Source organism: Rathayibacter sp. AY1H2, from assembly GCF_002931985.1.
In the GTDB taxonomy this organism is placed as follows: Bacteria; Actinomycetota; Actinomycetes; order Actinomycetales; family Microbacteriaceae; genus Rathayibacter.
Map to the genome: position 1 here is coordinate 54,958 of NZ_PSUV01000004.1, position 21,441 is coordinate 76,398.

Consider the following 21,441-nt stretch of genomic DNA (forward strand, 5'->3'; position numbering starts at 1 on the left):
ATGCCTTCGCGCGGAAGAGGCGGGACGCCCTCACGCCCCACGATTCAGGACGTCGCTGTCGAGGCCGGTGTCTCGCGCGGGACGGTCTCGCGCGTGCTGAACGGCGGAAGATGGGTCAGCCCCGAAGCGCACGCGCGAGTGGAGGCGGCGATCACGAGGACCGGCTACCGCGCCAATCCCCACGCCCGGAGCCTGTCCCGCAGCCGCACCGACACGGTGGCCTTCCTCCTCACGGAGGACGCGCGCTCGCTCTTCGAGGATCCGAACTTCGCCACTCTGCTCCGAGGCGCCTCAGCCGCACTCGCGGAGCACGACGTCGCCCTCGTCCTCATCCTCGCGGGGACGGAGCACGAGCAGAGGCGAGCCCTCGCCTACATCGACGCGGGCCACGTCGACGGGGTCCTGCTCATCTCCGCCCACGTCGGCGCACGGCTGCTCACGGACATCCAGAGATCCTCAGTGCCGGCCATCGCCTGCGGCGTGCCGGTCGGCTACGAGAAGCGCATGGGCTACGTCGCCGCCGACGACGAGGAGGGAGCGCGGGAGATGGTCGCTCATCTGCGGAGCCTCGGACGCTCGCGCATCGCCACGATCGCCGGACCGCCCGACACTACGGGAGGGATCGCGCGGCTCGCGGGCTACCGCGCGGAGGTGGGCGGTGCGGAGGCGGTGGAGTTCGGCGACTACGGACGGGCCGGTGGGGCCACTGCGATGGAGGCGCTTCTCGCCGCGCATCCCGACATCGACGCCGTCTTCGCCGCCAACGACCGCATGGCAGCAGGCGCTATCGACGCACTCGCCCGGCTCGGCAAGCGTGTGCCGGAGGACGTCGCCGTCGGCGGATTCGACGATTCGGCCGTCGCCCTCACGACGGACCCGCCGCTGACGACCATGCGGCAGCCCTTCGAGCGGATCAGCGCGGAGATGGTCCGCCTCCTCCTGCAGGCGATCGAGGGGGAGCGCCCGGCTGCCATCACCCTGCCTACGGACCTGGTGAGGCGCGGGTCGACCCAGCCCGGCGTGAGCCCCTGACGACGGCGGTGCCGGTCTGGGCCTCGCGATCACCCGGGCGATCCTCGCCCGGGCAGGCGGGACCGTCACCGTCTCGACGTCGTTCACCCGGCCCGCCGGGGGCCGGTCTTCACGGCGACCCTCTCGGTACCGGCCTGACGGCGACTGCCCGGCAGCGGTCATCATGGGAGGCGTGCGCCGGTGGTCGGGTCCGACACCGCAGCACGGGCAGGAGGGAGCGGGAGTGGTCCGGACCCTCGTCCTCACCGCCGTCGCGGCCGCACTCCTCGCCGCCGCCTGGCACGCGATCGGACCCTCGCGCCCGGTCTTCGCCGCGGTCGCGCAGATGGTCCTCACCGGCTGGGCGGCACTGACCTTCGGTGCGCGCACCCGTCCGCTCGAGCAGTCCTGGTTCGACGTGGGCCGCCGCGAGCCGACGGTGCTGCGGGCGCTCGGGGTCGGCGTCTTCGGTCGGCTGCTCGACGTCGTCGGGTGGAACCGCCTCGTCACCCGCGAGCGCGGCTTCGACGGCACGCGCGCGGGGCTGGCCGCTCTCGATCAGCACACCCGCCGCTCCGAGGCGGTGCACGTCGCGTGCACGGCCGTCGGAGTCGCGCTCGCCCTCGCCGCGACAGTCACGGGTGCGACGGGCGGCGCGGCCTGGCTGCTCGGGTCGACGATCGCCGTTCAGCTCTACCCCGCGCTGCTGCAGCGGCTGGTGCGGGCGCGCATCCAGCGGGCGGGGCGGGCTGGAGGAGGCGCGTCCTCCGTCGCAGGGGCATGAGCGCTGATCCGTCGGGGACTCAGTCGTCGCTGTCGCCGCTGGGCGCGGGTGCCTGGTCGGTGCCGGTGGTGGAGTCGGACCAGACGGCCTGCGCCCCGGAGTCGCCGATGCGGACGACGTCGATGGTGGCTCCGACGGAGACGGCGATCGCTGCGACGGCAAGCACGATCCCGACGACAGGGCGGCGGGTGGTGGCGTGGTCATCGCTCCGTCGCGTGCGGCGGAACCAGAGCCACTGCACCAGGGCGATGACGAACAAGCCGGCGGCCCAGGGGAGCAGGTGATCGCCGAGCTCCGTGTGCAGCTCGAGGATCGCGGACGGCTCCGTCCGGCGTTCGAGGGCTTCGCCGGCCTGCGTGGTGAGCGGGACGGCGATCAGCGCGGCCAGGGCGATGATCGGGGTGAAGATCCCGAACCTGCGGCGGGCGGCGGGCCAGACGCTGCCGAGGACGAGCATCAGTGCGGCGAGGGGGAGCAGGACCACGACGGCGTGCACGAGGAGCGGGTGGAGAGGGAGGCCGTTGATCTGCCAGTCGTTCATCGGGGGCGCCTTCGGTCGAGGGGTGCTGTCCTCGTGACGCTACGCGCCTGTCCCGCGCGCTCCGCCGGATCGACGCGTTCGTGTGAGCCCTCGAACGATCGCTCGCCCGTCCTCGGAGCCCACTCCCCGCTTCACCGCCGAGCTGCGAGGCGCCGACCGGGCGGAGTCAGTGCGTGCGCTCGCTCGCCGGAGCGATCAGTCGTCGGAGCCGGTGGCCTCCTGCGATCGGTCGTCGAGGGCCCGGCTGTCACCGCTCGGGCAGCACCATCGTCACCGCGACTCCGCCGGAGCTGCGGTTCTCGAGGGCGACCGAGCCGTCCGCGATGTCGACGAGCGCCGCCACGAGGGCGAGCCCGAGCCCGCTGCCGCCGTCGCGGCTGGTGCGCGCCTCGTCGGGCCGGGAGAAGCGCTCGAAGGCGTGCGGCACGAACTCCTCCGGCACGCCGTGCCCGGTGTCCTCGACGTGCAGCTCGAGGCCGGAGTCGTGCTGGCGCAGACGGAGGGTGATGAGTCCTCCCGGCGGCGTCGCAGCGATCGCGTTCGCGCCGAGATTGTCGAGGATCCGCGAGAACGCGCTCGCCGAGAGCGGGTAGGGCGCATCGGCCCGCTCGATCGCGGTGTCGAGCTCGATCTCGGGGCCGGCGCCTCCGGCGATCGTCCTCAGCCGGTCGACGGAGTCCATCAGCTCGGTCTCCAGCTCGCGCGCCGTCGCGCGCGCCGCGACCGGCGGGGCGGCGTCCAGGCGGGAGAGCTCCAGGAGGTTCGTCGCCAGCCGGGACAGGCGAGCGAGGGACCCCTCGGCGGCGCGGATCTCCGTCTCGAGGGCGTCCGCGTCGCCGAAGTGCCGGTGCGCGAGTTCGAGCTGGGTGATGACGACGGCCAGTGGCGTGCGGATCTCGTGGCTGGCCGCGGACACCATCTGCCGTTCCCGATCCGCCGTGTCCCGCGTCCGGGCGAGGAAGGCGTTCAGCGTCTCCGCTAGGTCCGACAGCTCATCAGTCGCCGAGCCGACGGGGAGCTCGCCTCCGTCACGATCGCCGAGCGAGGCGGCGGTGCGGCGCATCCGCTCGACCGGACGCAGGGCGACGCCGGTGAGCAGCCATGCGGCGAGAGCGGACAGGATCACGAGGGCTGCGGCGCTGACGAGCAGCGTCCGGTCGAGGGCCGCGACGGTGAGGTCGCTGCCGGCGCCGCTGCGCGCCGCCCAGAGCTCCCACGTGCCCGCGCCGGTGTCGAGGGTCCGCGAGACGACGGTGAACCGCACGTCCTCGTCGGTGACGACCGTCGAGGCGCCGTCGTTGCCGCTGCTGCGGTCCAGGACCTCGTGGACGTCGTGCGGCATCGTGTCGACGGGGACCGCACCGCCGGGAGCGCGCGCGAAGATCAGGATCCCCTCGGCCGGCGGGTCAGGGGTCTCGGTCGGCTCCGAACGCAGATCGGCGAGGTACGGGGCGAGGTCGCCCTCGGCGAGGGTCACCTCGGAGGCGACCACGATGCTGCGGAACTGCGCGTGCAGTACGAGGGTGGTCGCACCGACCCCGATCAGCGCGACGAGGAGGCTGCCGAGAGTGATCCGGGAGCGGATCGAGAGGGAGCGCAGCAGCCTCACTCGGCGCGCTCCAGCCGGTACCCCGCGCCGCGGACCGTCGTGATCCGAAGGCCCGTATCGGCGAGCGCGAGCTTCTTGCGGAGGTAGCTGACGTACTGGTCCACGAGAGTCGGCTCGAACGTCTCCGACGACCCCCACACCTCGGTGAGGATCCCCGTCCGGGTCAGCACCTCGTCCGGCCGCAGGGCGAAGAAGCGCAGCAGGGTGAACTCCTTCACGCTCAGCGCGAAAGGGCGGTCGCGGACGGTCGCCCGCACCGCCAGGGCGTCCAGGCGCAGCGCTCCGATCTGCACCACAGGCTGTGGGCCGCTGGTCCGGCGGCGGATCTGCGCGCGGATCCGCGCGCTCAATTCGCCGAAGTGGAACGGCTTCGTGACGTAGTCGTCGGCGCCCGAGTCCAGCCCGAAGATCCGGTCCTCGACGGCGTCCCGCGCCGTGATCAGCACCACCGGGACGGTGCTCCCCGATTCGCGCAGCCGACGGCAGACCTCGAACCCGGTCATCCCCGGCAGCATGACGTCGACGACGGCGACGTCGACGTCTCCCGCCGTGAAGGCGATCAGCGCATCGACACCGTTGTCGACCAGATGCACGTCGTAGCCGTCCTCCTGCAGCCCCCGCTCGACGAGGGCACCCATCTGCGGGTCGTCCTCGACGACGAGGATCCGGGGCATCAGATCGCGCCGGACGTGCCGAGCAGCGACCCGATCAGGAACGTGGCAGCGAGCGCCAGAGCGCCGCCGACGACGATGCGGATCATCGGCCGCAGAGCCCGGCTGCCGCCGACCCGGGCGCTGATGAACCCCGTCGCGACGAGGGCGATCAGCACCACAGCGAAGGTCACCGGAACCCTCTGTTCCGGCGAAGGGAGCAGGATCGCCAGCAGCGGCAGCGCGGCGCCGAGGAGGAACGACAGTGCCGAGGCGCCGGCGGCGGCGAGCGGACTGGCGACCGCCTCCTCGCTCAGGCCCAGTTCCACTTCCAGATGCGCGGTCAGAGCGTCGTTCTCGCTCAGCTCGCGGGCGACCCGATGCGCGGTCTCCGGGGTCAGGCCCCGCGCCTGGTAGAGAGAGGCGAGCTCCTCGAGCTCCCCGGCGGGATCCTCTGCCAGCTCGACGCGCTCCTTCTCGATCAGTGCACGCTGACTGTCGCTCTGGCTGCTCACCGACACGTACTCGCCCAGCGCCATCGAGATCGCACCGCCGACGACCCCTGCGACGCCCGCCGTCAGGATCGGTGCCGTGGCGGTCGTGGCGCCGGCGACGCCCACGACGAGAGCGGCGACCGAGACGATTCCGTCGTTCGCGCCGAGCACGCCCGCCCGCAACCAGTTCAGCCGCCCCGAGATCGCACCGTCGTGAGGTTCCGCGCGGGGCGAGGAGGGCGGAGGCGCGGACGGGGTCGACATGAGGGCCATGCAAGCACCAGCCCCGCTGACGCGCCAGCAAGGAGAGGCTGCCCGATCCTTCCGACGCCGCCCGGCTGAGAGGAGACGCAGGGGAGGGGCAGAGGTCGGCGCAGGCCGCACGTTACGGTGCGACGACCTCCCCGGACCCGAAGGAATCACCATGCCGCTCATCCGCATCGACCTGATCGAGGGCCGCTCCGACCAGCAGATCACCGCACTCGGCGACGCGCTGATGCGCACCCTCGTCGAGGTCTACGGCCTCCCGGAGCGCGACCGCTTCCAGATCGTCACCGAGCACAAGCCCGGCCGGCTCACCGCCCTCGACGTCGGTCTCGGCATCGAGAGGTCCGAGCAGGTCGTGGTCATCCAGATCTTCACTCAGACCGGACGCACCACGGACGAGAAGCAGACGTTCTTCGCCGCACTCGCCGCCGCGCTGGAGGAGATCGGCGTCGACGGCGCCGACCTCGTCGTCGGCTTCGTCGAGAACACCGCGGCGGACTGGTCCTTCGGCTTCGGTCGAGCGCAGTACCTCACGGGCGAGCTCGCAGCGCCCGGCAGCGCGTCATGACGCCGTCCCGGCGGGGAACGGCTCTCTGAAACGCGTCGCGACCCACTCCGGTCGTCGGGCCGCCACTCGGGCAGGGCCCAGCGGGCGCGGCCGACGGAACGCGACCGGTCAGCCCGCGGGCCTGCTGAACAGGTTGACGACGTTCCCGTCCGGGTCGCGGACGAGGGCGGAGCGGTTGCCCCACGGCATGGTGCTCGGCGGGAGCACCACGTCCTCGCTCCGGGGTGCGAGCTCGGCGAAGGCGCGGTCGACGTCGGGCACCTCGAACTCGAGCAGCATGGAGCGGTTCGACGCGGGGACGACGGCGCCATCGAGCATCCCGACGGTCGTGGTGTAGGCGATCGCGAGGGTCGCGCCCGCTCCGGTGAACTGCGCGAAGACCGGCGCCGGGCGCTCGGCCGCACGGCCGATGACCTGCTCGTAGAAGGCGACGAGGCCGTCGAGGTCGTCGGTGACGAGGCGGAGGGAGGTGAACGACATGGGGCTCCTTCAGGGGCGGGGACGAGGTGGAGGCACCAGGCTCGCCTGTCGTCGCGACACCGTCCTGTCGGTGTTTCCGCAGATCGTCCTCGTCTCCGCGAGGTCCGCGGCGGCCGTCGACGTCCCGGAGAAGGTCAGTCGTCGACGACGGACCGCAGTCGTCCGTACTGGAGCGCGAGGTCCTCGGCTCGGAGGGTGCGCTGCGGAGGCCGCTCGTCGGTCACCTCGACCGACAGCATCCGGTCGCCGCGGAACGCCCGGACCCCCTCGCGCAGCCGGCACCACGCGATCAGGTACCAGTGCTCCTCCTTCCCGATCGAGCCCAGCGGTTCGACGTCGCGGACCGCCTCCGCACCGCTGCTGTCGCGGTAGCGGAGCCGGACGACACGATCCGCTCGGAGGGCCGTCGCGAACTCCGCCGGGACGGGCGCCTCCTCCTCGCTCTCGAGGAAGTGCACCCGGGAGGCGACCGCGCCGGCGCGGGCGGCCACGTCGTCGGGCAGGACCGCGAGCGTCTTCCGGGCGGCGGTCCGGGCCGCCTGCCGGAACGGACTGCGCCGCAGCGCGCTGAGGCCGATCAGCACGGCGACGGCCTCCTCCAGCGTGAACCCGGCCGGACCGAGGGTCGCCGACGCGTCGATGACGTAGCCGCCCGTGCGGCCGGGCTCCGCCCAGATCGGCAGACCCGCCTGCTGCAGCGCGGACAGGTCCCGCTCGATGGTCCGCACCGACACCTCGAACCGCTCGGCGAGACGGCGCGCGCTCCGCGGCCGGGGCGAGACCGCCCGCAGCTCCTCGACGAGCCCGTAGAGACGATCGGTGCGGTTCACCCGACCATCATCCGCCCGGGCCTTCGGGGTGGCGTCCGTCGCCGGACTCACTGCGGAGAGATCTCCGCGGCAGCGGCCGCCGCGGGGCGCCTGCGGGAGGAGCCGTCCTGATGGTGGGCCGCCCCTGGGAGTCGCCCGTCTACTCCGCGAGCGCGCGCAGGTGCACCGCCGCCCAGGAGCGGAACGGCGTCCACGTCTCGGAGATCTCGTCGATCGACCGGTCGTCGCCGTAGCGCTTCGCGACTTCGTCGCTCAGCCTGCCCTCGTTGCGCGGCAGGACGTCGGGGAAGTTCGCGCCGCGGATCACGACGAGCTCGGCCGAGAACGGCCCCATCCCCAGGATGCTCTGCACCTGGACGAAGGCCTCGGCCGGCTGGAGCGAGCGCAGGTGGGAGCCGGAGAGCTGTCCGTCGAGGGCGGCCTCGGCGATCGCCTGCAGGTACTCCGCCTTGCGGTCGGGCAGGTCGAGGGACGCCGCACGCAGGACGGCCGGGGACGGGAAGGCTCCGTCATCACCGAGCTGCTGCGCGAGACGCGTCCTGACCGCCGCCGCCTGCCGGATCTGCAGCCGACGCGACAGGACCGTCCAGACCGCCGCCTCGTAGGGCGAGAAGAAGCCGCACGGCCGGAACCCGGGGAGCCGAGCCTGCGCGTCCGCGATGACCTCGTCGCGCGCCGCGACGTCGGGCCAGCTGCGCCCGTCGATGTCGATGGACAGCAGCCGACGGACCTGCTCGGTCGCGGCGTCCAGGTCGCCCGGGCCCTCGACCACGATGCGGGCGGACGGCCCGTCCTGGGTGACCGCGACGTCCACTCGCTGCCAGTCGGCATCGCAGAGGAGGGCGGAGCGGATGCCCGCGGCCTGCGGCTGCGACGCGAGCCGGTTCGGGGTGAAGCCCTCCCAGAACCGCTGGGTGGTGGCCAACGACCAGGGCCCGAGGATCTCGTGAACGGTCTCGAGTCGAGTCACGGTCGGGCCTCGGGGCTCTGAGCGGCGGCAGGACCGTCGGTCCCGGAGGGGGTGGACGAGCCGTCGGGCGGTTCATCGGCGGGTGCCGCATCGGTCGACCGTTCTCCGAAGAGGAAGGCCTCGCCGTCGGAGTAATGGCTGTTCACGCTCAAGTGCTCGGCGAAGCGCTCGTCCCCGAACGCCGCTGTCAGGTCGTCGGCCGAGCGCCACTGCACGTACTCGATGATCCGATCGCTCCGGAGGTCGCGGAAGAAGCTCGTCGAGACGAAGCCCTCGAGCGTTCTGATGTGACCGCGCGTCTCGCTCTCGTTGTACTCGGCCATCCATGCCTGCTTGCCCGCGACGGGCGCCAGTCGGATGATCTCGTGGGCCGCCGTCGGGGCAGCGCGCACCGGATCGACGGGAGTCGCGTCGTCCGGGCTCGCCGTCGCCGAGGTGGTGAACCGGTAGATCCCCTCGTCCACGACCCACGACGATTCAGTGCGGCTCAGTTCCGCCGCGAAATCCTCGGCCTCGCGGCGGCTGCGCCAGAAGAGCAGCCCTAAGAGGAGCTCGGTGCCGGGGGAGGAGGGCGGGCCGAGCACGCGGCCCTGCGCCAGCCGGATCGCTCCGCCGTACCCCGTCCTCGGACGTGCGAGCGCTGCCGGCGAGGCGGCCGGATCGGAACGTTCCGACCCCGCGCCGCTCGGGTGCGCTTCTGCGCTGACCACGACGACGAAGGGGGACGCGTCACCGTCGACGGTGGTGCTTCGTGGGGACACTGACATGGGAGGACCTCCGGGCTTCGAGGACGCCGGAGGTTTTCAGCCCCGGATCGACACCGCCGGTGAGACGGGTCGACCACTCCGATGAGAATCGGTCAGGCGATGACGGTACACCACTTCCCTCCCGCCGTCCCGATCCCGGACGCCCGATTCGCATCCCTCGGGTGAAGCGGTCGGTCCCGCTCGGCGGTGACGGGGACAGCCGCCCGACCGGCGACCGCGGCTCAGTACTGCGCCTGCTCGTGCACCTCGACCGAGCCGTAGAGGGGGGCGCGTCGGGCGTACCGCACGGCGTCGTCCCGGGTCGGGCAGTCGAGCAGGTAGTAGCCGACGAGGGCGGACCGCTCCTCCGCTCGGGACGGGGCCGGAGTGCCGCCTTCTCTTCGCGCCGCGGTCAGATCCGTCTCGACGGAGACGTCCCCGGAGGCGTCGGCGAAGCGTCCGGAGTCGACGAGGACGCCGTCCGCCTTCAGCGACGCGTCGTAGTCCGCCCAGGCCGCGTAGTCCTCGGGGGTATCGCCCCCGGCGTAGCTGCCGTCGGACCGCATCACGAGCATGACCTTCATCGCGCCTCCTGGTTCATCCGACCACCGTTCCCTCGGCGGCCGCCTCCGCGGTCGGATCGCCCCCGGGAACCGGCGCGCCGAGTCTCCGACCATTCTGGGTCGAGGCGACCGTGCGGGGAAGGGATCGCTACGGAGCGGGATCGTCTGCGTCGAGGGCCTGCTGGAGGAGCCGGAGCGCCTTCGGCCCGACTCCGTGGAGGGTTGCGAGACGGTCGAGGCCCACCCGCCTCACGTCGTCCACATCGTGCACGCCCGCGTCCTCGAGCGCACGGGTGGCCGGGGCGCCGACGGCGGGAAGCGGTCGCGGATCCATACGTCCGACACTACGAACCGGACGACCGTGCCGACAGCCGATCATTCGGCGACTTCTGGCGGCGGGTGATTCCGGCGGCTGCCGTCACGACAGCAGCGGCGGCGAAGGCGACCATCGTGCCCGGCCCGTCGAGCAGCGCTCCGAGCCCCACTGCGCCCACGGCCTGTCCGGCGATCAGCACTACGAAGAGCAGGGCCGTGCCGGTCGCCGCGCGGTCCGAGTCGAGAGCGGCGGTCCAGGCGATGAGCGACCCGGTGGCGGCGGTGTATCCCCATCCGAAGAGCAGGCAGGCCGCGAGGGCGGACGGAGTGTCGGCGGCGAGCGCCAGGCCCAGAGTTCCCGCGGCGGCGGTCGCGGTGGTGATGGTCCACGCGGTGCGAGGCGACAGGGTACTGGTCCAGCGGGCGGTGGCGATCGCGACGGCGGGGCGCGAGCCGCTGCGTCAAGCGAGACCTGTCGTCCGCCCGGCCCGTGCTCGTGGTGCCGGAAGGCCGTCGACCGTTCCGCCGATCGGAGGTCGGCACGACGCTCCGGAGGGACTCGAGAACGAGGGACGGATAAGACCACTGTCTCGATAGCCTCTGGATCGAGACGCCCGGTCTCACGCCCTCCTCCTGCCACCGAGGCAGGGCCCTGCAGCCCCGAGAGGACCGCTATGAGCTTCCCGCCTGTCGATTACGCCACGTACCAGGCCCTGCGTGACGAGGACATCAGCCATCCCGATGTCGAGGGAGGGGGCTGGAAGCTCGGGCACGCGACGTCCTGGGCGAGGTGGGGCGAGCGCGGTGACCTGGCCGGCCCCGTCACGGCGAGCAGTCCCGAGGAGTTCGTCGAGCTGCAGCCCATGACGACATCCGTCGTGCTGTTCGCGATCAACTGGGGCGGGAAGAACCCTCCCTCCGACCCGACGTTCTGGCAGACCTTCCATTCGCCCGGTCATCGGGGCGACGGCGCACTCCGGAACAGTGTGCGCGCCGCCTACGACGAGGTCCTCGACTCGAGTGCGCCTGTCGCCTACATGTCGGACGTCTTCAAACTGGTTCCGACCCGTGACGCGGGGGCTCTTCGGACGACTCTGCGCGACGAGCAGCAGGCGGGCAGGGACCACGTCGAACGCTGCGCCGAGCTGCTGACCTGGGAGCTGACCACCTGTCGCGAAGGAGCCGACGGCCGGACGCCGGTGGTGGTCGGCATGGGCGACGCCGCGTTCGAATGGCTGTCGGGCACAGGACCGGACACCCGGATCGCCGAAGCACTGGAGAAGGCCCTCGGACCCGACGCCCGGTCGTTCGTGAGGAGGATGCCCCACTACACGTTCGGATCGGCCACCAACCACGAGAGGACGACAGCGCTGACCCGCATCCTTCGGGAGGTTCTCGACGACCTCTGAATCCGCGGCTGATGCTCTCGCTGGTCGCGACTGCTGCCGGACTCCGGGGTCCCGACGCCCTCCTGCGGTCCGCTGCCGACGCCTCGTGGTCGTGGTCCCGGGTGGACGGAGGGCCCCCGGGCGAGGTCGTCCGCTCAGGCCGCGGGAGCCGGACGCGGAGGCGCCGTGCTGCCACGTTCGACGATCTCAGGGCCGAGGAGGCGCACGACGTACGCCTCCTCGGTGTCCGTCGCGCCTTCGATCCGGCGGACGAGCTGACGCACCGCCATGCTCCCGAGCCGGTCGGGTGCGCTCTCCACGAAGGAGTAGGGGAGCGAGAAGGTGCGCGCGAACTCCTCCGAGAACCGGCCGAGCACCGAGACGTCCTCCGGGCTCCTCGTGCTCCGCGCTCCCAGAACGCTCGGAAGTGCCGCTGCGGCCGCCTCGTTGTTGACGAGCAGGCCCGTCGCCCGCGGGTGCGCGTCGAGCAGATCTCCGAGCGCCCGGCCGACGTCCGGCTGGGTGGAGGGCGCGAACGACGTGTGCAGTCGGATGCCGTGGGCATCGGCGGCCTGGAGAGCGGCGTCCTGCAGGCGCCAGACGTAGGCGCCGCCGCGATCGACGACGTGCTGGGGCGGGGACACGAGCACGAGCTCCCGATGCCCGAGGGCGTGGAAGTGGTCGATCATCGCGCGACCGGTCTCCTCGAAGTCGAGGTCGAAGACGTCGACGCCGGAGCAGTCCCTCGGCAGGCCGACGAGGGCGCCGGGCTGCCGGGCGTTGCGCAGGATGTCCAGCCGCGGATCGTCCACGGCGACATTGAGCAGGACGATCCCGTCGACCATGCGGGAGTCGCTGATGCGTCGCAGTGCGCTCGTGCCGTCCGCGTCGGTGACCAGCAGGATGTCGTATCCGAGCTCGCGGGCCATGTTCGAGACGCCGAGGGTGTACTGCAGCATCGCGGGGGCGAACTCGTCCTCGAGGAACTGCGCCAGCAGGCCGATGACCCGGGTCTGCGAGGTCGCCAGCGATCGCGCGCCCGCGTTGGGCGTGAACTCCAGGCGACGAGCCGCAGCGAGCACTCGCCGGCGCACCTCGGCCGAGATCGGGCGGTTGCCCGAGAACGCGTAGGACGCGGTGCTGCGGGAGACGCCCGCTTCGCGGGCGACGTCTGCGATGGTGGCCACTGTCGTTCTCCTCGGAGGCTGTCGGACGGCGAGGACCGGTCGGACTGCTGCCGGCTCTCCGCTCAGGTGCAGGAGAGCACGCGGCGGTCGCACCTCATGCTCCTGCATCCAGGGGCCGCTGCCGGTCCGAGCGGGGGACGCCTTCCCTGTGCCCACCCTGCCGTGGCATGCCCCGCACACGCTCGAGGCGCCCCGTACGGATACGGGGCGCCTCGAGGTCCGGGTCAGTTCAGGGTGAACTGGACGGTGGTGGTGTTCCCGGCGACGTCGTGGACGACCATGGTGTTGGCACCCTTGACCGCGCCGAAGACGCCCGGCTTGATGAAGTTCACGTCGGACCACGCGTTGTCGGTGAGATCCTTCACGCGACCGTTGATGACCGCCCTGTCGATCCTGCCCGCGTCGTACAGCTTGAAGCTCACCTGGTCGTAGACGCCCTTCTCACCGGTGGTGAAGGAGGGCTCGGTCTTGACCGTGGCCGTCGGCGCCGTGCTGTCCAGCGTCACCGCGAAGGTCTTCGTGGGAGCGATGTTGCCCGCGAGATCCTCCGCGTTGTACTTGACGGTGTAGTTCCCGTCGGGCAGCTGCACCGTGGCCGAGTGCGATCCGGTCCTCGCTCCACCGGCGACCGGGGACTGCGTGCTTTTGACGAGCTTGCCGTCCTTGTAGATGTTGGCCACGATGCGCTTCAGTCCGCGGTCGTCCGTCGCATCGACCTGAACGGCCAGTGCGGAGAAGGGTCCGGCCGTGGTGGGTGACACCAGCGTGACCGCCGGCTTGGTCGTGTCGGCGACGGCGACCGGCGTGAGCGTCCAGAACCGGTCGGCGGTCTGGGCGTCGGTCGCGGTGCTGGTGGTGGCCCCGTCGGTTCCGAGCACGATGGTCCCGTTCCGGTTGTTCCCCGAGGAGTCCTGGAGCGCGGCTCCGGACGCCTCGTCGAACGCGTACTGCGCGACGGTGCCCGCCGCCGCCCGGCCGCCGGCCAGAGCGGCCACGTCGGCCGCGGACAGCGCCCGGTCGTAGACGGCGAAGTCGTCGATCGCGCCGTCGTAGGCCGGGTCCCCGTACTGCGACTTGCCCAGGTAGTTCCGGTTGGTGTTCCCGAGAGCCGACGGCTTCACCGTCATGTTCGGGTTCGTGGCGACGACCGTGCCGTTGAGGTACATCGTGCCCTGCGTGCCCGAGACGGTGACGACCACGTTCGACCACTGGTTGAGCGGGAAGTTCTGACCGCCGTAGGTCAGTCGCTGCTCGCCTCCGGCGCCGGTGTTCGTGATGGCGAACCGCGGTCCGGCACCCCCGGCGTTGAGAGTGAGGAACATGTTGACGTTCTGGCCCGTGCCGAAGTCGAAGACGCGGGAGTAGTTCGTCAGCGACGCCGGCTTGATCCAGGTGGAGACGGACCAGTCGCCGGTGAGTCCGCTGACGATTCCGCTGGGGAGCGACCCGTACGACGCCGTCTTGCAGAAGTCCAGTGCCGTGCCGAACCTGCCCGGCTGGCGGGCTCCGCTGACCTGGCAGTTGGAGGTCGGTGCGCCGTCGGACCACTGGATGACCGCAGCGCCCGCGTCCTTGCTCAGGTTGAGGACCCCGAGCGTCTTGCCCGTCGCGTAGTTCGCGAGGCGGACCTTCCCCTTCCCGTCGGGGATGAGCTGCCACAGCTGCTCGTCTCCGCCGTTCGCGTCGGCGATCACCGCGGCTGCTCCGTTGGACGCTGCGGCGCCGGCGATGGTCAGGGCGCGCCCGCTGGGGGTGTGGACGACGCGGTAGAGGCCCTGGCCCGCTGCCGTGATCCTCCACGCCTGTCCGGTCGCGGTCGCGGAGTCGGCCTGGACGACCGGCGTCCCGTTCGCGGTCGCGCCGCCCTGCGTGGCGAGCTGCAGACCGGAGTTCGCGTTGCCCACGGTGTAGTCGCCCGCCAGGCTGGTCGGGCTCTTCTCCGGGGTGACGATCACCTGGTAGCCGTAGGTCGGGTTCATCACGATGGGCACCGTGATCGATCCGTCGGCGGCGACCTCGTAGGTCGTGTTCGAGATGGTGACCGGGCCGTCGGTCTTCACCGTGCGGCCGTAGGAGGCGGTGAAGTCCACCTGGACGTCGACCTTCGAGCCGAGCGACAGCTCGTCGAGCCCGTTGACCTTGATGGACGTGGCTCCGGTGTTGCCGCCGGCGATGACGCGCACTTCGTCGCCCTCGTCGCTGACGGAGGCGGCGCCGTCGAGCGGGCTCTCGTTCGACGGCGGCGTGGTGGTCACCATCTGGCCGGTCATCTGGGCGTACCAGGTGTAGAGCCAGTACGCGCCGTTGGGGTCGCCGTTCCGTCCGGTGAGGAGGTCGCCCAGGGCGCCCGACTGGTTCCAGAACGGGAGCTCGGCGCGGGTGATCCCGTAGCGCTCGAGCTTCGCGATGTACCCGACCAGCGGGCCGGACAGGCCGACCTCGGCGGGTGCCGCGTACTCGGTGATGTCGATGGGCGGCTCGGGGAGGTCGAGGTCGTCGAGGATGGCCCGGACCTTCTCGACGTCGCCCTTGATCTTCGAGGAGCGGATCAGCTCGTGCCACTCGAGGACGTCCGGGAGGGTGTCGGTCGCCTTCGCGTGCTCGTAGAACGCGCGCATGTTCGTGATGTTGTCGGAGTAGGCGGGGCCCTGGATCGGCATCTCGGGGTCGAGGGTGCGGATCAGACGGTAGGTCTCGGTCCAGAGATCGAAGAAGGAGCCGTTCGACGCCTGCCAGGTGATATCGGGCTCGTTCCAGATGGCATAGGCGACGATGTTCGTCTTGCCGGACGCCTGGGTGTCCTGGACCATCTTCTCGACGGCCGGGAGCCAGGAGGCCTTGTCGTATCGATAGGGCCAGCCGGGCAGGTAGTCCACCAGGCGGACGACGACGCCCGCACCGGCCGACTTCGCGGTGTCGGCGACCGACAGGGCGTCACCGGTCGGCTGCTGTGTGCCCCCCTCGGGCTTCTGCACGAAGGTGTGCGGCTTGATGGGGAGGATCTTGTCGAGGGACGGGACGCCGGCGCTCGCCAGTCCGTACAGGGACCCGCTGGCCATGTGAGTGACGGGACGGAAGGGCTGGTCGGCCTCCACGACGAGCGTGGCTGCGGCTCCGGGTGCCGCTTCCGCGGGAGCGCCCACGGCGAGGACGCTCCCCGCTGCGACGACCGCGGCTGAGACGACTGCTGCGAGGACACGACGCCCGCGGATCCGACGGCGCTGTCGCCGGTCGGCATCCGTGGGAGGCGTCTCACGTAGAGCGATGGATCTGTTCATCTGCTGTATCTCCATTGATCGAGCGATTGGTCGAACCTATCCGCACAGTGCTGCATAGATCATCGAACCGGTTCGATGTGGATTAAAGCATTAACTGGCCGAGGCCTCAATACCTCTGAGTTCTTCGAGCCTTTCGCGCCTGATGGACATGATGCGTTCGTATCTTTCCGACACCAGAAGTTGCGAAAGCTTATGAGGACCGTCGAGTGATGCAGGAAAGAGCTGTCGACGGCGTCTCGTCCTGGGCGCGTCTCACGGGGAGGACCGTGCGGGAGCGGATCCTGGCTGGGCCGCATCGTCCAAGGTCTCGGCCCGGACCGTTCACCGGGGCGGGGTCGAGGGAGAAGCCCCTCCGCCGCGACGAGCGGCAGAGCAGCGACCCTCAAGCGGTTCGGACCTCTACCGTTGCACCCGTGCCCCTCCTTCTCGCCGACCTGCTGTCGTGAGAGCGCTCGTCGCCTGGCTCGAGCGCCGCCAGATCCCGCTCTACCTCGCCGCGATCGCCGCCGGCGCCGCTCTCGGACTGCTGCTGCCCGCCGCGCACCACCTCGAGGTCGCGATCGAACCGGTGCTCGCGCTGCTGCTGTTCGCCACGTTCCTCGGGGTCCCGTTCGCCGCGATCGGACGGTCTCTGCGCGACGGCCGCTTCCTCGCCGCGGTCGGGGTGCTGAACTTCGTCGTCGTGCCGCTCGTCGCCTACGGGCTGTCCCGATTCGTCGCCGACACTCCGGTGCTGCTGTTCGGGGTCCTCCTGGTGCTCCTGACGCCGTGCATCGACTACGTGATCGTGTTCGCCGGGCTCGCCGGAGGGGCGTCCGACCGGCTGCTCGCCGCCGCACCGCTGCTGATGCTCGCGCAGATCCTCCTCCTCTCCGTGTATCTGGTGCTCTTCATCGGTCCTGCGGGGGTGGCGGTGGTCGACGCCGGTCCGTTCGCGCGGGCGTTCCTGCTGCTGATCGTGGTGCCGCTGTCCGCGGCCGGGCTGGTGCAGGCCCTGGCGCGCCGACACGTGTCCGGCCGGATCGTCGAGTCCACGATGCTCGGGCTCATGGTGCCGCTCATGACGGCCACGCTCTTCACCGTCGTCGCCTCCCAGTCCGGCGCCGTGGGCGCCTCGGCCGGCCGGCTTCTCGTTCTCGTCCCGCTCTACGCGGGATTCCTCGTGGTCATGACCGCTCTGGGGCTGGGTGCTGGACGCGTCTTCCGACTCGACGTGCCCGCGACGCGCGCCCTCGTGTTCAGCGGCGCGACCCGCAACTCGCTCGTCGTGCTGCCCCTCGCACTCGCGCTCCCGGCACCGCTGTCGCTCGCGCCCGTCGTCGTCGTCACGCAGACCCTCGTGGAACTCGTCGGCATGGTCGTCCTCGTCCGACTGCTCCCTCGGCTCACCCGAGACCGAGCAGCGCGGGCCGGCCCGGTCTGAGGCGGACTCACCAGCGCCCGAGACGACTCGGGCCTGCAGAAGGGTCGCCCGGGGAGTCGCCCGGGAGGTGCTCGCCGGTCAGTCCTTCTCCGGTCTGCCCGCAGTCCCCGCGTCAGCGGGCTCATCGGCCGGGGCGACAGGAGCTGCGGACTCGACCGCGGTGGGCTGGACCGCGGCCGATCTCGCCTCCTTGGCGGCGAGGCGCTTCTTCTGGGACTTGCCGGTGCTGAACGGGCTCACCCACAACCAGGAGAAGCGCCGCAGCGACTGGAAGAGGAACAGCGACGCCCAGAGGGAGAACACCGTCAGGGCGAACGGGAAGACCGTCGCCGGGCCGGTCGGGACATTCGTCTCGCCGAGCAGGGGGACGAACGCGACGACGACAGCGATCACGAAGAGGTGCAGGAGATAGATCTGGAAGCTCTGCTGCCCCATGGTGACGAAGATCTTCAGTGCGCGGACCTTGACGAGGTACTGGGAGCCGGCGATGCCCAGGACGATCGCGACCGAACTGGCGATCAGGATGACGCCCGGAATGCGGTTGGCGTCGAAGGCGACGATCACCGCGATGATGCCGATGTAGGACACTGCGAGCGCGAGCGCCTGCCAGACCTTCACGCGGGCGGCGAAGCGGTAGAACGTGCGGGGGATGAACATCGCCACGAGGAAGAAGATGAAGTTCTGGAGCACCCGGTCCCAGCCGATGTTGTCGGTGTCCAGCAGGCCCGTGGTCGTGGACGCGACGGACAGCAGCCCGGCCACAGAGAGCTGGATCCACCGGGGCACCTTGCGGATCGCCCAGGCGAGGATGCTGAAGATCGCGAGAGCCCAGATGAACCAGTAGCTGCTCGACGGCAGGATGGGGAGCACCAGCACGTTGAGCGGGTCCGTCGGTGAGGTGGCCTCCGACCGTGAGAACGGGACGATGAGGTAGAAGACGACCCGGATGAACGACCACAGCAGATAGAGGTACACCAGCGCGAGGACCCGGCGGCGCCACAGCTCGGCGAACGTCCACGTCAGCATCCGGGCGGCCGTGAGGCCCGCGATGAAGAAGAACACGGGCATGGGGAAGTAGAGCAGCACAGTGCGGAGCTTCGGGACGTACCCCTCGAGGCCGAAGAATCCCAGGAACAACGACGAGTGGTAGAGCACGACGAGACTGATCGCGACGCCCTTGGCGAAGTCGATCCACTCTCGCGACTCGGGGCGCTTCACGACGGCCCCTGCCGTGCTCGATCCCGTCATCCGTCGCTCCTCGCGTTGGCGCACACGGCGCGATCACTGTTCACCGATTGCTGCGGATCCATTGCGCCCCCAAGATGCTGAATTCGAATCGGATGCGAATGAGCCCCGATTCATTCCCCGTACGGGTTTTGAGAGTACGGGAAAGAATCCGATCGCGGACGAATCGCTGGAGCATCGAGGCGGCCGGGGAGGTCCGGACGCCTCGCAGACACCGGACGACGTCCTGTCCGTGGAGTCGCCCGCTCCACGCCGGAGGGCCTTCGGCGCGATCCGAGCGACGTCGGTCGGTCCGCGACCGCAGACGAATGAACCGTGGAGGGACGCCGTGACGGCGCTTTCGTCCAGCCCCGGGGGTCGCGGACCCGAAGAACGAGACGAAACCGGCGTGCGGCCAGGACACCTCGACCTCTCCGTCATACTCCATGACGTGAACGACGCCACCACCGCCCCCAGTCTCGACGGCCGCGAGTTCGTGATGACCTCCTCGACCAACAGCGCGGTCGACCCGGAGTCGCCGTCGCGGTTCCACTACTCCGAGCGCGACGGAGTGGTCTGGGGCGACTACGTCGGCGACACCGTGACCTTCGGCCGGTTCGTGGGCACGCGCACGGGTGACGCCCTGCAGGTCTCGTTCGTGCACCAGCTGATCGACGGCGGGACCGTGGTCAGCGGCACCGGCGGCAGCCGCGTCGAGCTCGACGGCGAGGGCCTGCTGCGGCTCGTCGAGGAGTTCGAGATCGACGGCGACGACCACGTCAGCATCTGCGTCGAGGTCTGACGCTCAGCGCGCCGCGTCGCGGCCGTTCCCCGCGGTGGTGAACCGCGTCATGCCGAGCCGGTTCGTCGATCCGGAGCGGTCGGGGATGTCGGAGGGCAGCAGATAGGCCTTCCGCACCACCTCGTCGAGCACGACGACCGAGACCACCGACTTCACCTCGGGCCGGGCCGCGACCACGCCGGTGACGAAGTCGTGCACGCCGCCGATGTCGAGCGAGCGGACCAGGAGCATCGCGTCGTGCTCGCCGGTCGTGATGCAGCAATACTCGACGTCGGGCATCTGGAGGATGCCCTCGCGGAACCGGTGCCACGACTGCGGGTGCACAGTCACGAACACCAGGGCGCAGACGTCGAGCCCCACCTTCCCCGGATCGACCAGGGCCGAGAACCCGGTGATGACGCCGGATGCGGTCAGCTGCTCGACCCGGTTGTAGACGCTCGCCCGCGAGACGTTCACCCGCTCGGCCAAGGCTGACATCGAGATGCGCCCGTTCTCGCGCAGGACGGCGAGGATGCGCAGATTGAGGTCGTCGAGCCGGCCCGCGCTTTGTCCAGCGACCGCACCGGCGGCCGGATCGGTGATCGACATAATCCACTCCTTCGTCGCTGCGGGCGGCAGTTCGTCCACGATAGCGGCCCTCTGGAAACGGAGTGCGTCGCGATGTGCCATCGTTTCGCAACACGTCCAGCCGAACCCTCGCCAGGAGGCCTCCATGGTTGTCCGCTCCACCCGCACCCCGCGCTCCGCCCCGACGCGAGTGGTGATCGCCGCTGCGGCGGTCTCCCTCGCCCTTCTGGTGGCGGGCTGCTCCTCGGGCCGCGTCGACACCGCCGACGGCAGCAGCGCGACGCTCACCATCAACAAGGCGTTCGACCTGAAGACCGCCGACCCGGGCCGCATGTACGAGCCGACCGGCCAGATGGTCGACAAGGCGCTCTACGAGACCCTCCTCACCTTCGAGGGCGGCGACGTCTCGCAGGTCGTCGACGGCCTCGCGAGCCTCGAGCAGTCCGACGACGCGAAGACCTTCACCCTCACCCTGAACGGCGAGCACACCTTCTCGGACGGCACCGCGATGACCGCCGACGACGTGGTGTTCTCGCTGCAGCGCGTGATCGGCCTCAAGGGCAACCCCTCGTTCCTCCTCGACGGCGTCACCGTCACGAAGAAGGACGACACGACGGTGGTGCTGACCACCGAGAACCCCACGCCCGCCCTGCCGGCGATCCTGGCGAACCCGGCGCTCGGCATCCTGAACTCGAAGGTCGTGAAGGAGAACGGCGGCACCACCGACGAGACCGACACCGCCGAGACGTTCCTCAACACCACCTCCGCCGGCTCCGGCCCGTACGTGCTCGACACGCTCGACCTCGCCTCGCAGGTCGTGCTGACCGCGAACGAGAACTACGACGGCGATGCCCCGGGCTACGGACGCGTCGTCATCCAGAACGTCGAGGGCGCGACCCAGAAGATCAACGTCGAGGGCGGCAGCGCCGATGTGGCGCTGGACCTCTCGGGCACCCAGGCGGAGGCGCTCGGCGACTCGGTCGCGGTCACCAGCGACCCGTCGGCGAACGTGATCTTCCTGCTGCTCAACCAGAACCCGAGCGTCTCGGCGATCACGTCGAACCCCGACTTCGTGAAGGCCGTGAAGGAGGCCGTCGACTACGACGACCTCGTCTCGATCGCCGGCAACGGCACCGCCCAGGCGTCCGGCGTCATCCCGAGCATGCTGCTCGGCGCCCTGCCCGAGAGCGGCGCGCTCACCCAGGACCTCGACGCCGCGAAGGCTGACCTCGCGAAGAGCGGCTACGCCGGCGAGTCCGTGACGCTCAACTTCCCGAGCGACATCAGCCTGAACGGCATCGACTTCCCGACCATCGCGCAGCGCATCCAGTCGCAGCTGAAGGACGCCGGCATCACCGTCGAGCTCGCCCCGGCCCCCGTCGCCACCGAGCTCGACGCCTACCGCAACGGCACCGAGACCATGGGCCTCTGGTACTGGGGCCCGGACTACCCGGATCCGAGCGACTACCTCGTCTTCACCCCGGGCGACGTCGTGGGCCTCCGCTCCGGCTGGACCGACGGTGCGGCCCCCGCGATCTCGGCGCTGGCCGACGCCGCGGCCACCGGCGGCAGCGACGACGAGCGCCAGTCGCGCTTCGAGGAGCTGCAGACCGCGCTGAACGCCGACGGCCCCTTCATCCCGCTGCTCCAGCCCGGCAACAACATGGCCGCGGCGAAGGACGTCTCGGGTGTCGTCTACAACGCGGTGTGGACCATCGACATCGCGGCCCTCACCGCGCAGTAG

21 protein-coding genes are annotated in these 21,441 nt (G+C 70.7%); 7 read left to right on the forward strand and 14 right to left on the reverse strand.

What is annotated here, in order from left to right:
- Window positions 1-1,032 (forward strand): LacI family DNA-binding transcriptional regulator, encoded by a 1,032-nt coding sequence (locus C5C29_RS04935; protein WP_104223277.1) that lies wholly within the window; start codon window positions 1-3, stop codon window positions 1,030-1,032.
- A gap of 223 nt (window positions 1,033-1,255) precedes the next feature.
- Complete coding sequence (locus C5C29_RS04940) at window positions 1,256-1,795, forward strand: hypothetical protein (protein ID WP_104223276.1); 540 nt, start codon at window positions 1,256-1,258, stop codon at window positions 1,793-1,795.
- Window positions 1,796-1,814: 19 nt separating this feature from the next.
- On the opposite strand, the gene C5C29_RS04945 is transcribed toward C5C29_RS04940, so the two are convergent.
- From C5C29_RS04945 to C5C29_RS04960, 4 genes are all read right to left on the reverse strand, one after another.
- Entirely contained in the window at window positions 1,815-2,336 is a 522-nt protein-coding gene (locus C5C29_RS04945) for a DUF2231 domain-containing protein (RefSeq protein WP_104223275.1), read from the reverse strand.
- A gap of 247 nt (window positions 2,337-2,583) precedes the next feature.
- Window positions 2,584-3,945: a cell wall metabolism sensor histidine kinase WalK gene (locus C5C29_RS04950; protein WP_104223274.1), complete on the reverse strand. Its 1,362-nt coding sequence runs from the start codon at window positions 3,943-3,945 to the stop codon at window positions 2,584-2,586.
- Window positions 3,942-4,619, reverse strand: a complete 678-nt coding sequence (locus tag C5C29_RS04955; RefSeq protein ID WP_104223273.1) for a response regulator transcription factor — start codon at window positions 4,617-4,619, stop codon at window positions 3,942-3,944. Before C5C29_RS04955 ends, C5C29_RS04950 begins: the two co-directional genes overlap by 4 nt.
- Window positions 4,619-5,353, reverse strand: a complete 735-nt coding sequence (locus C5C29_RS04960; RefSeq protein WP_104223272.1) for a VIT1/CCC1 transporter family protein — start codon at window positions 5,351-5,353, stop codon at window positions 4,619-4,621. The genes C5C29_RS04955 and C5C29_RS04960 overlap by 1 nt, the downstream gene beginning before the upstream one ends.
- A 160-nt stretch (window positions 5,354-5,513) precedes the next feature.
- Between C5C29_RS04960 and C5C29_RS04965 the strand changes: the two genes are divergently transcribed.
- Complete coding sequence (locus tag C5C29_RS04965; protein ID WP_104223271.1) at window positions 5,514-5,924, forward strand: tautomerase family protein; 411 nt, start codon at window positions 5,514-5,516, stop codon at window positions 5,922-5,924.
- 108 nt (window positions 5,925-6,032) lie between these two features.
- On the opposite strand, the gene C5C29_RS04970 is transcribed toward C5C29_RS04965, so the two are convergent.
- From C5C29_RS04970 to C5C29_RS05000, 6 genes are all read right to left on the reverse strand, one after another.
- A complete protein-coding gene (locus tag C5C29_RS04970; RefSeq protein ID WP_104223270.1) occupies window positions 6,033-6,404 on the reverse strand; it encodes a VOC family protein in 372 nt (123 codons plus the stop codon).
- Between the two features lie 134 nt (window positions 6,405-6,538).
- The gene (locus C5C29_RS04975) at window positions 6,539-7,234 is read right to left on the reverse strand and encodes a YafY family protein (RefSeq protein WP_104223269.1); all 696 of its coding nucleotides are present in this window, start codon (window positions 7,232-7,234) and stop codon (window positions 6,539-6,541) included.
- Between the two features lie 139 nt (window positions 7,235-7,373).
- Complete coding sequence (locus C5C29_RS04980) at window positions 7,374-8,204, reverse strand: DNA-3-methyladenine glycosylase (RefSeq protein ID WP_104223268.1); 831 nt, start codon at window positions 8,202-8,204, stop codon at window positions 7,374-7,376.
- Window positions 8,201-8,965 (reverse strand): hypothetical protein, encoded by a 765-nt coding sequence (locus C5C29_RS17050; RefSeq protein ID WP_181128748.1) that lies wholly within the window; start codon window positions 8,963-8,965, stop codon window positions 8,201-8,203. The genes C5C29_RS04980 and C5C29_RS17050 overlap by 4 nt, the downstream gene beginning before the upstream one ends.
- Before the next feature lie 227 nt (window positions 8,966-9,192).
- Entirely contained in the window at window positions 9,193-9,534 is a 342-nt protein-coding gene (locus tag C5C29_RS04995; RefSeq protein WP_160033412.1) for a YciI family protein, read from the reverse strand.
- A 127-nt stretch (window positions 9,535-9,661) separates the two neighbouring features.
- Window positions 9,662-9,847 (reverse strand): DNA-binding protein, encoded by a 186-nt coding sequence (locus C5C29_RS05000; RefSeq protein ID WP_104223264.1) that lies wholly within the window; start codon window positions 9,845-9,847, stop codon window positions 9,662-9,664.
- 655 nt (window positions 9,848-10,502) lie between these two features.
- On the opposite strand from C5C29_RS05000, the gene C5C29_RS05005 reads away from it, so the two are divergent.
- Complete coding sequence (locus C5C29_RS05005; RefSeq protein ID WP_104223263.1) at window positions 10,503-11,237, forward strand: hypothetical protein; 735 nt, start codon at window positions 10,503-10,505, stop codon at window positions 11,235-11,237.
- Window positions 11,238-11,371: 134 nt separating this feature from the next.
- On the opposite strand, the gene C5C29_RS05010 is transcribed toward C5C29_RS05005, so the two are convergent.
- Both C5C29_RS05010 and C5C29_RS05015 read right to left on the reverse strand, forming a co-directional pair.
- Window positions 11,372-12,403 carry a LacI family DNA-binding transcriptional regulator gene (locus C5C29_RS05010; protein ID WP_104223262.1) on the reverse strand — a complete coding sequence of 344 codons (1,032 nt, stop codon included), beginning with the start codon at window positions 12,401-12,403 and terminating at the stop codon, window positions 11,372-11,374.
- Between the two features lie 224 nt (window positions 12,404-12,627).
- A complete protein-coding gene (locus C5C29_RS05015; RefSeq protein ID WP_219812915.1) occupies window positions 12,628-15,462 on the reverse strand; it encodes a LamG-like jellyroll fold domain-containing protein in 2,835 nt (944 codons plus the stop codon).
- Between the two features lie 661 nt (window positions 15,463-16,123).
- Here C5C29_RS05015 and C5C29_RS05020 point away from each other — a divergent pair.
- Window positions 16,124-17,104, forward strand: a complete 981-nt coding sequence (locus tag C5C29_RS05020; protein WP_104308030.1) for an arsenic resistance protein — start codon at window positions 16,124-16,126, stop codon at window positions 17,102-17,104.
- Window positions 17,105-17,182: 78 nt separating this feature from the next.
- Here C5C29_RS05020 and C5C29_RS05025 read toward each other — a convergent pair whose 3' ends face one another.
- The gene (locus C5C29_RS05025) at window positions 17,183-18,352 is read right to left on the reverse strand and encodes an acyltransferase family protein (RefSeq protein ID WP_104267688.1); all 1,170 of its coding nucleotides are present in this window, start codon (window positions 18,350-18,352) and stop codon (window positions 17,183-17,185) included.
- Window positions 18,353-18,779: 427 nt separating this feature from the next.
- Here C5C29_RS05025 and C5C29_RS05030 point away from each other — a divergent pair, with 427 nt between their 5' ends.
- Window positions 18,780-19,130, forward strand: coding sequence for a hypothetical protein (locus C5C29_RS05030; RefSeq protein ID WP_258060307.1), 351 nt, complete (start codon window positions 18,780-18,782; stop codon window positions 19,128-19,130).
- 3 nt (window positions 19,131-19,133) lie between these two features.
- Here the strand turns inward: C5C29_RS05030 and C5C29_RS05035 are convergent, their stop codons facing one another.
- On the reverse strand, window positions 19,134-19,718 hold the full coding sequence (locus C5C29_RS05035; protein WP_104308031.1) for an Lrp/AsnC family transcriptional regulator: 585 nt from the start codon (window positions 19,716-19,718) through the stop codon (window positions 19,134-19,136).
- Between the two features lie 124 nt (window positions 19,719-19,842).
- Here C5C29_RS05035 and C5C29_RS05040 point away from each other — a divergent pair, with 124 nt between their 5' ends.
- Entirely contained in the window at window positions 19,843-21,441 is a 1,599-nt protein-coding gene (locus C5C29_RS05040) for an ABC transporter substrate-binding protein (RefSeq protein ID WP_104308032.1), read from the forward strand.

What these genes read in the sequence shown, in the direction of transcription:
- C5C29_RS04955 (WP_104223273.1), bottom strand. Translation starts at nt 4,619, where the DNA reads ATGCCCCGGATCCTCGTCGTCGAGGACGACCCGCAGATGGGTGCCCTC.
- C5C29_RS05005 (WP_104223263.1), top strand. Translation starts at nt 10,503, where the DNA reads ATGAGCTTCCCGCCTGTCGATTACGCCACGTACCAGGCCCTGCGTGAC.
- C5C29_RS05015 (WP_219812915.1), bottom strand. Translation starts at nt 15,462, where the DNA reads ATGGCCAGCGGGTCCCTGTACGGACTGGCGAGCGCCGGCGTCCCGTCC.
- C5C29_RS04970 (WP_104223270.1), bottom strand. Translation starts at nt 6,404, where the DNA reads ATGTCGTTCACCTCCCTCCGCCTCGTCACCGACGACCTCGACGGCCTC.
- C5C29_RS04945 (WP_104223275.1), bottom strand. Translation starts at nt 2,336, where the DNA reads ATGAACGACTGGCAGATCAACGGCCTCCCTCTCCACCCGCTCCTCGTG.
- C5C29_RS04995 (WP_160033412.1), bottom strand. Translation starts at nt 9,534, where the DNA reads ATGAAGGTCATGCTCGTGATGCGGTCCGACGGCAGCTACGCCGGGGGC.
- C5C29_RS04965 (WP_104223271.1), top strand. Translation starts at nt 5,514, where the DNA reads ATGCCGCTCATCCGCATCGACCTGATCGAGGGCCGCTCCGACCAGCAG.
- C5C29_RS05000 (WP_104223264.1), bottom strand. Translation starts at nt 9,847, where the DNA reads ATGGATCCGCGACCGCTTCCCGCCGTCGGCGCCCCGGCCACCCGTGCG.
- C5C29_RS05035 (WP_104308031.1), bottom strand. Translation starts at nt 19,718, where the DNA reads ATGTCGATCACCGATCCGGCCGCCGGTGCGGTCGCTGGACAAAGCGCG.
- C5C29_RS05040 (WP_104308032.1), top strand. Translation starts at nt 19,843, where the DNA reads ATGGTTGTCCGCTCCACCCGCACCCCGCGCTCCGCCCCGACGCGAGTG.
- C5C29_RS05025 (WP_104267688.1), bottom strand. Translation starts at nt 18,352, where the DNA reads ATGACGGGATCGAGCACGGCAGGGGCCGTCGTGAAGCGCCCCGAGTCG.
- C5C29_RS04935 (WP_104223277.1), top strand. Translation starts at nt 1, where the DNA reads ATGCCTTCGCGCGGAAGAGGCGGGACGCCCTCACGCCCCACGATTCAG.
- C5C29_RS04960 (WP_104223272.1), bottom strand. Translation starts at nt 5,353, where the DNA reads ATGTCGACCCCGTCCGCGCCTCCGCCCTCCTCGCCCCGCGCGGAACCT.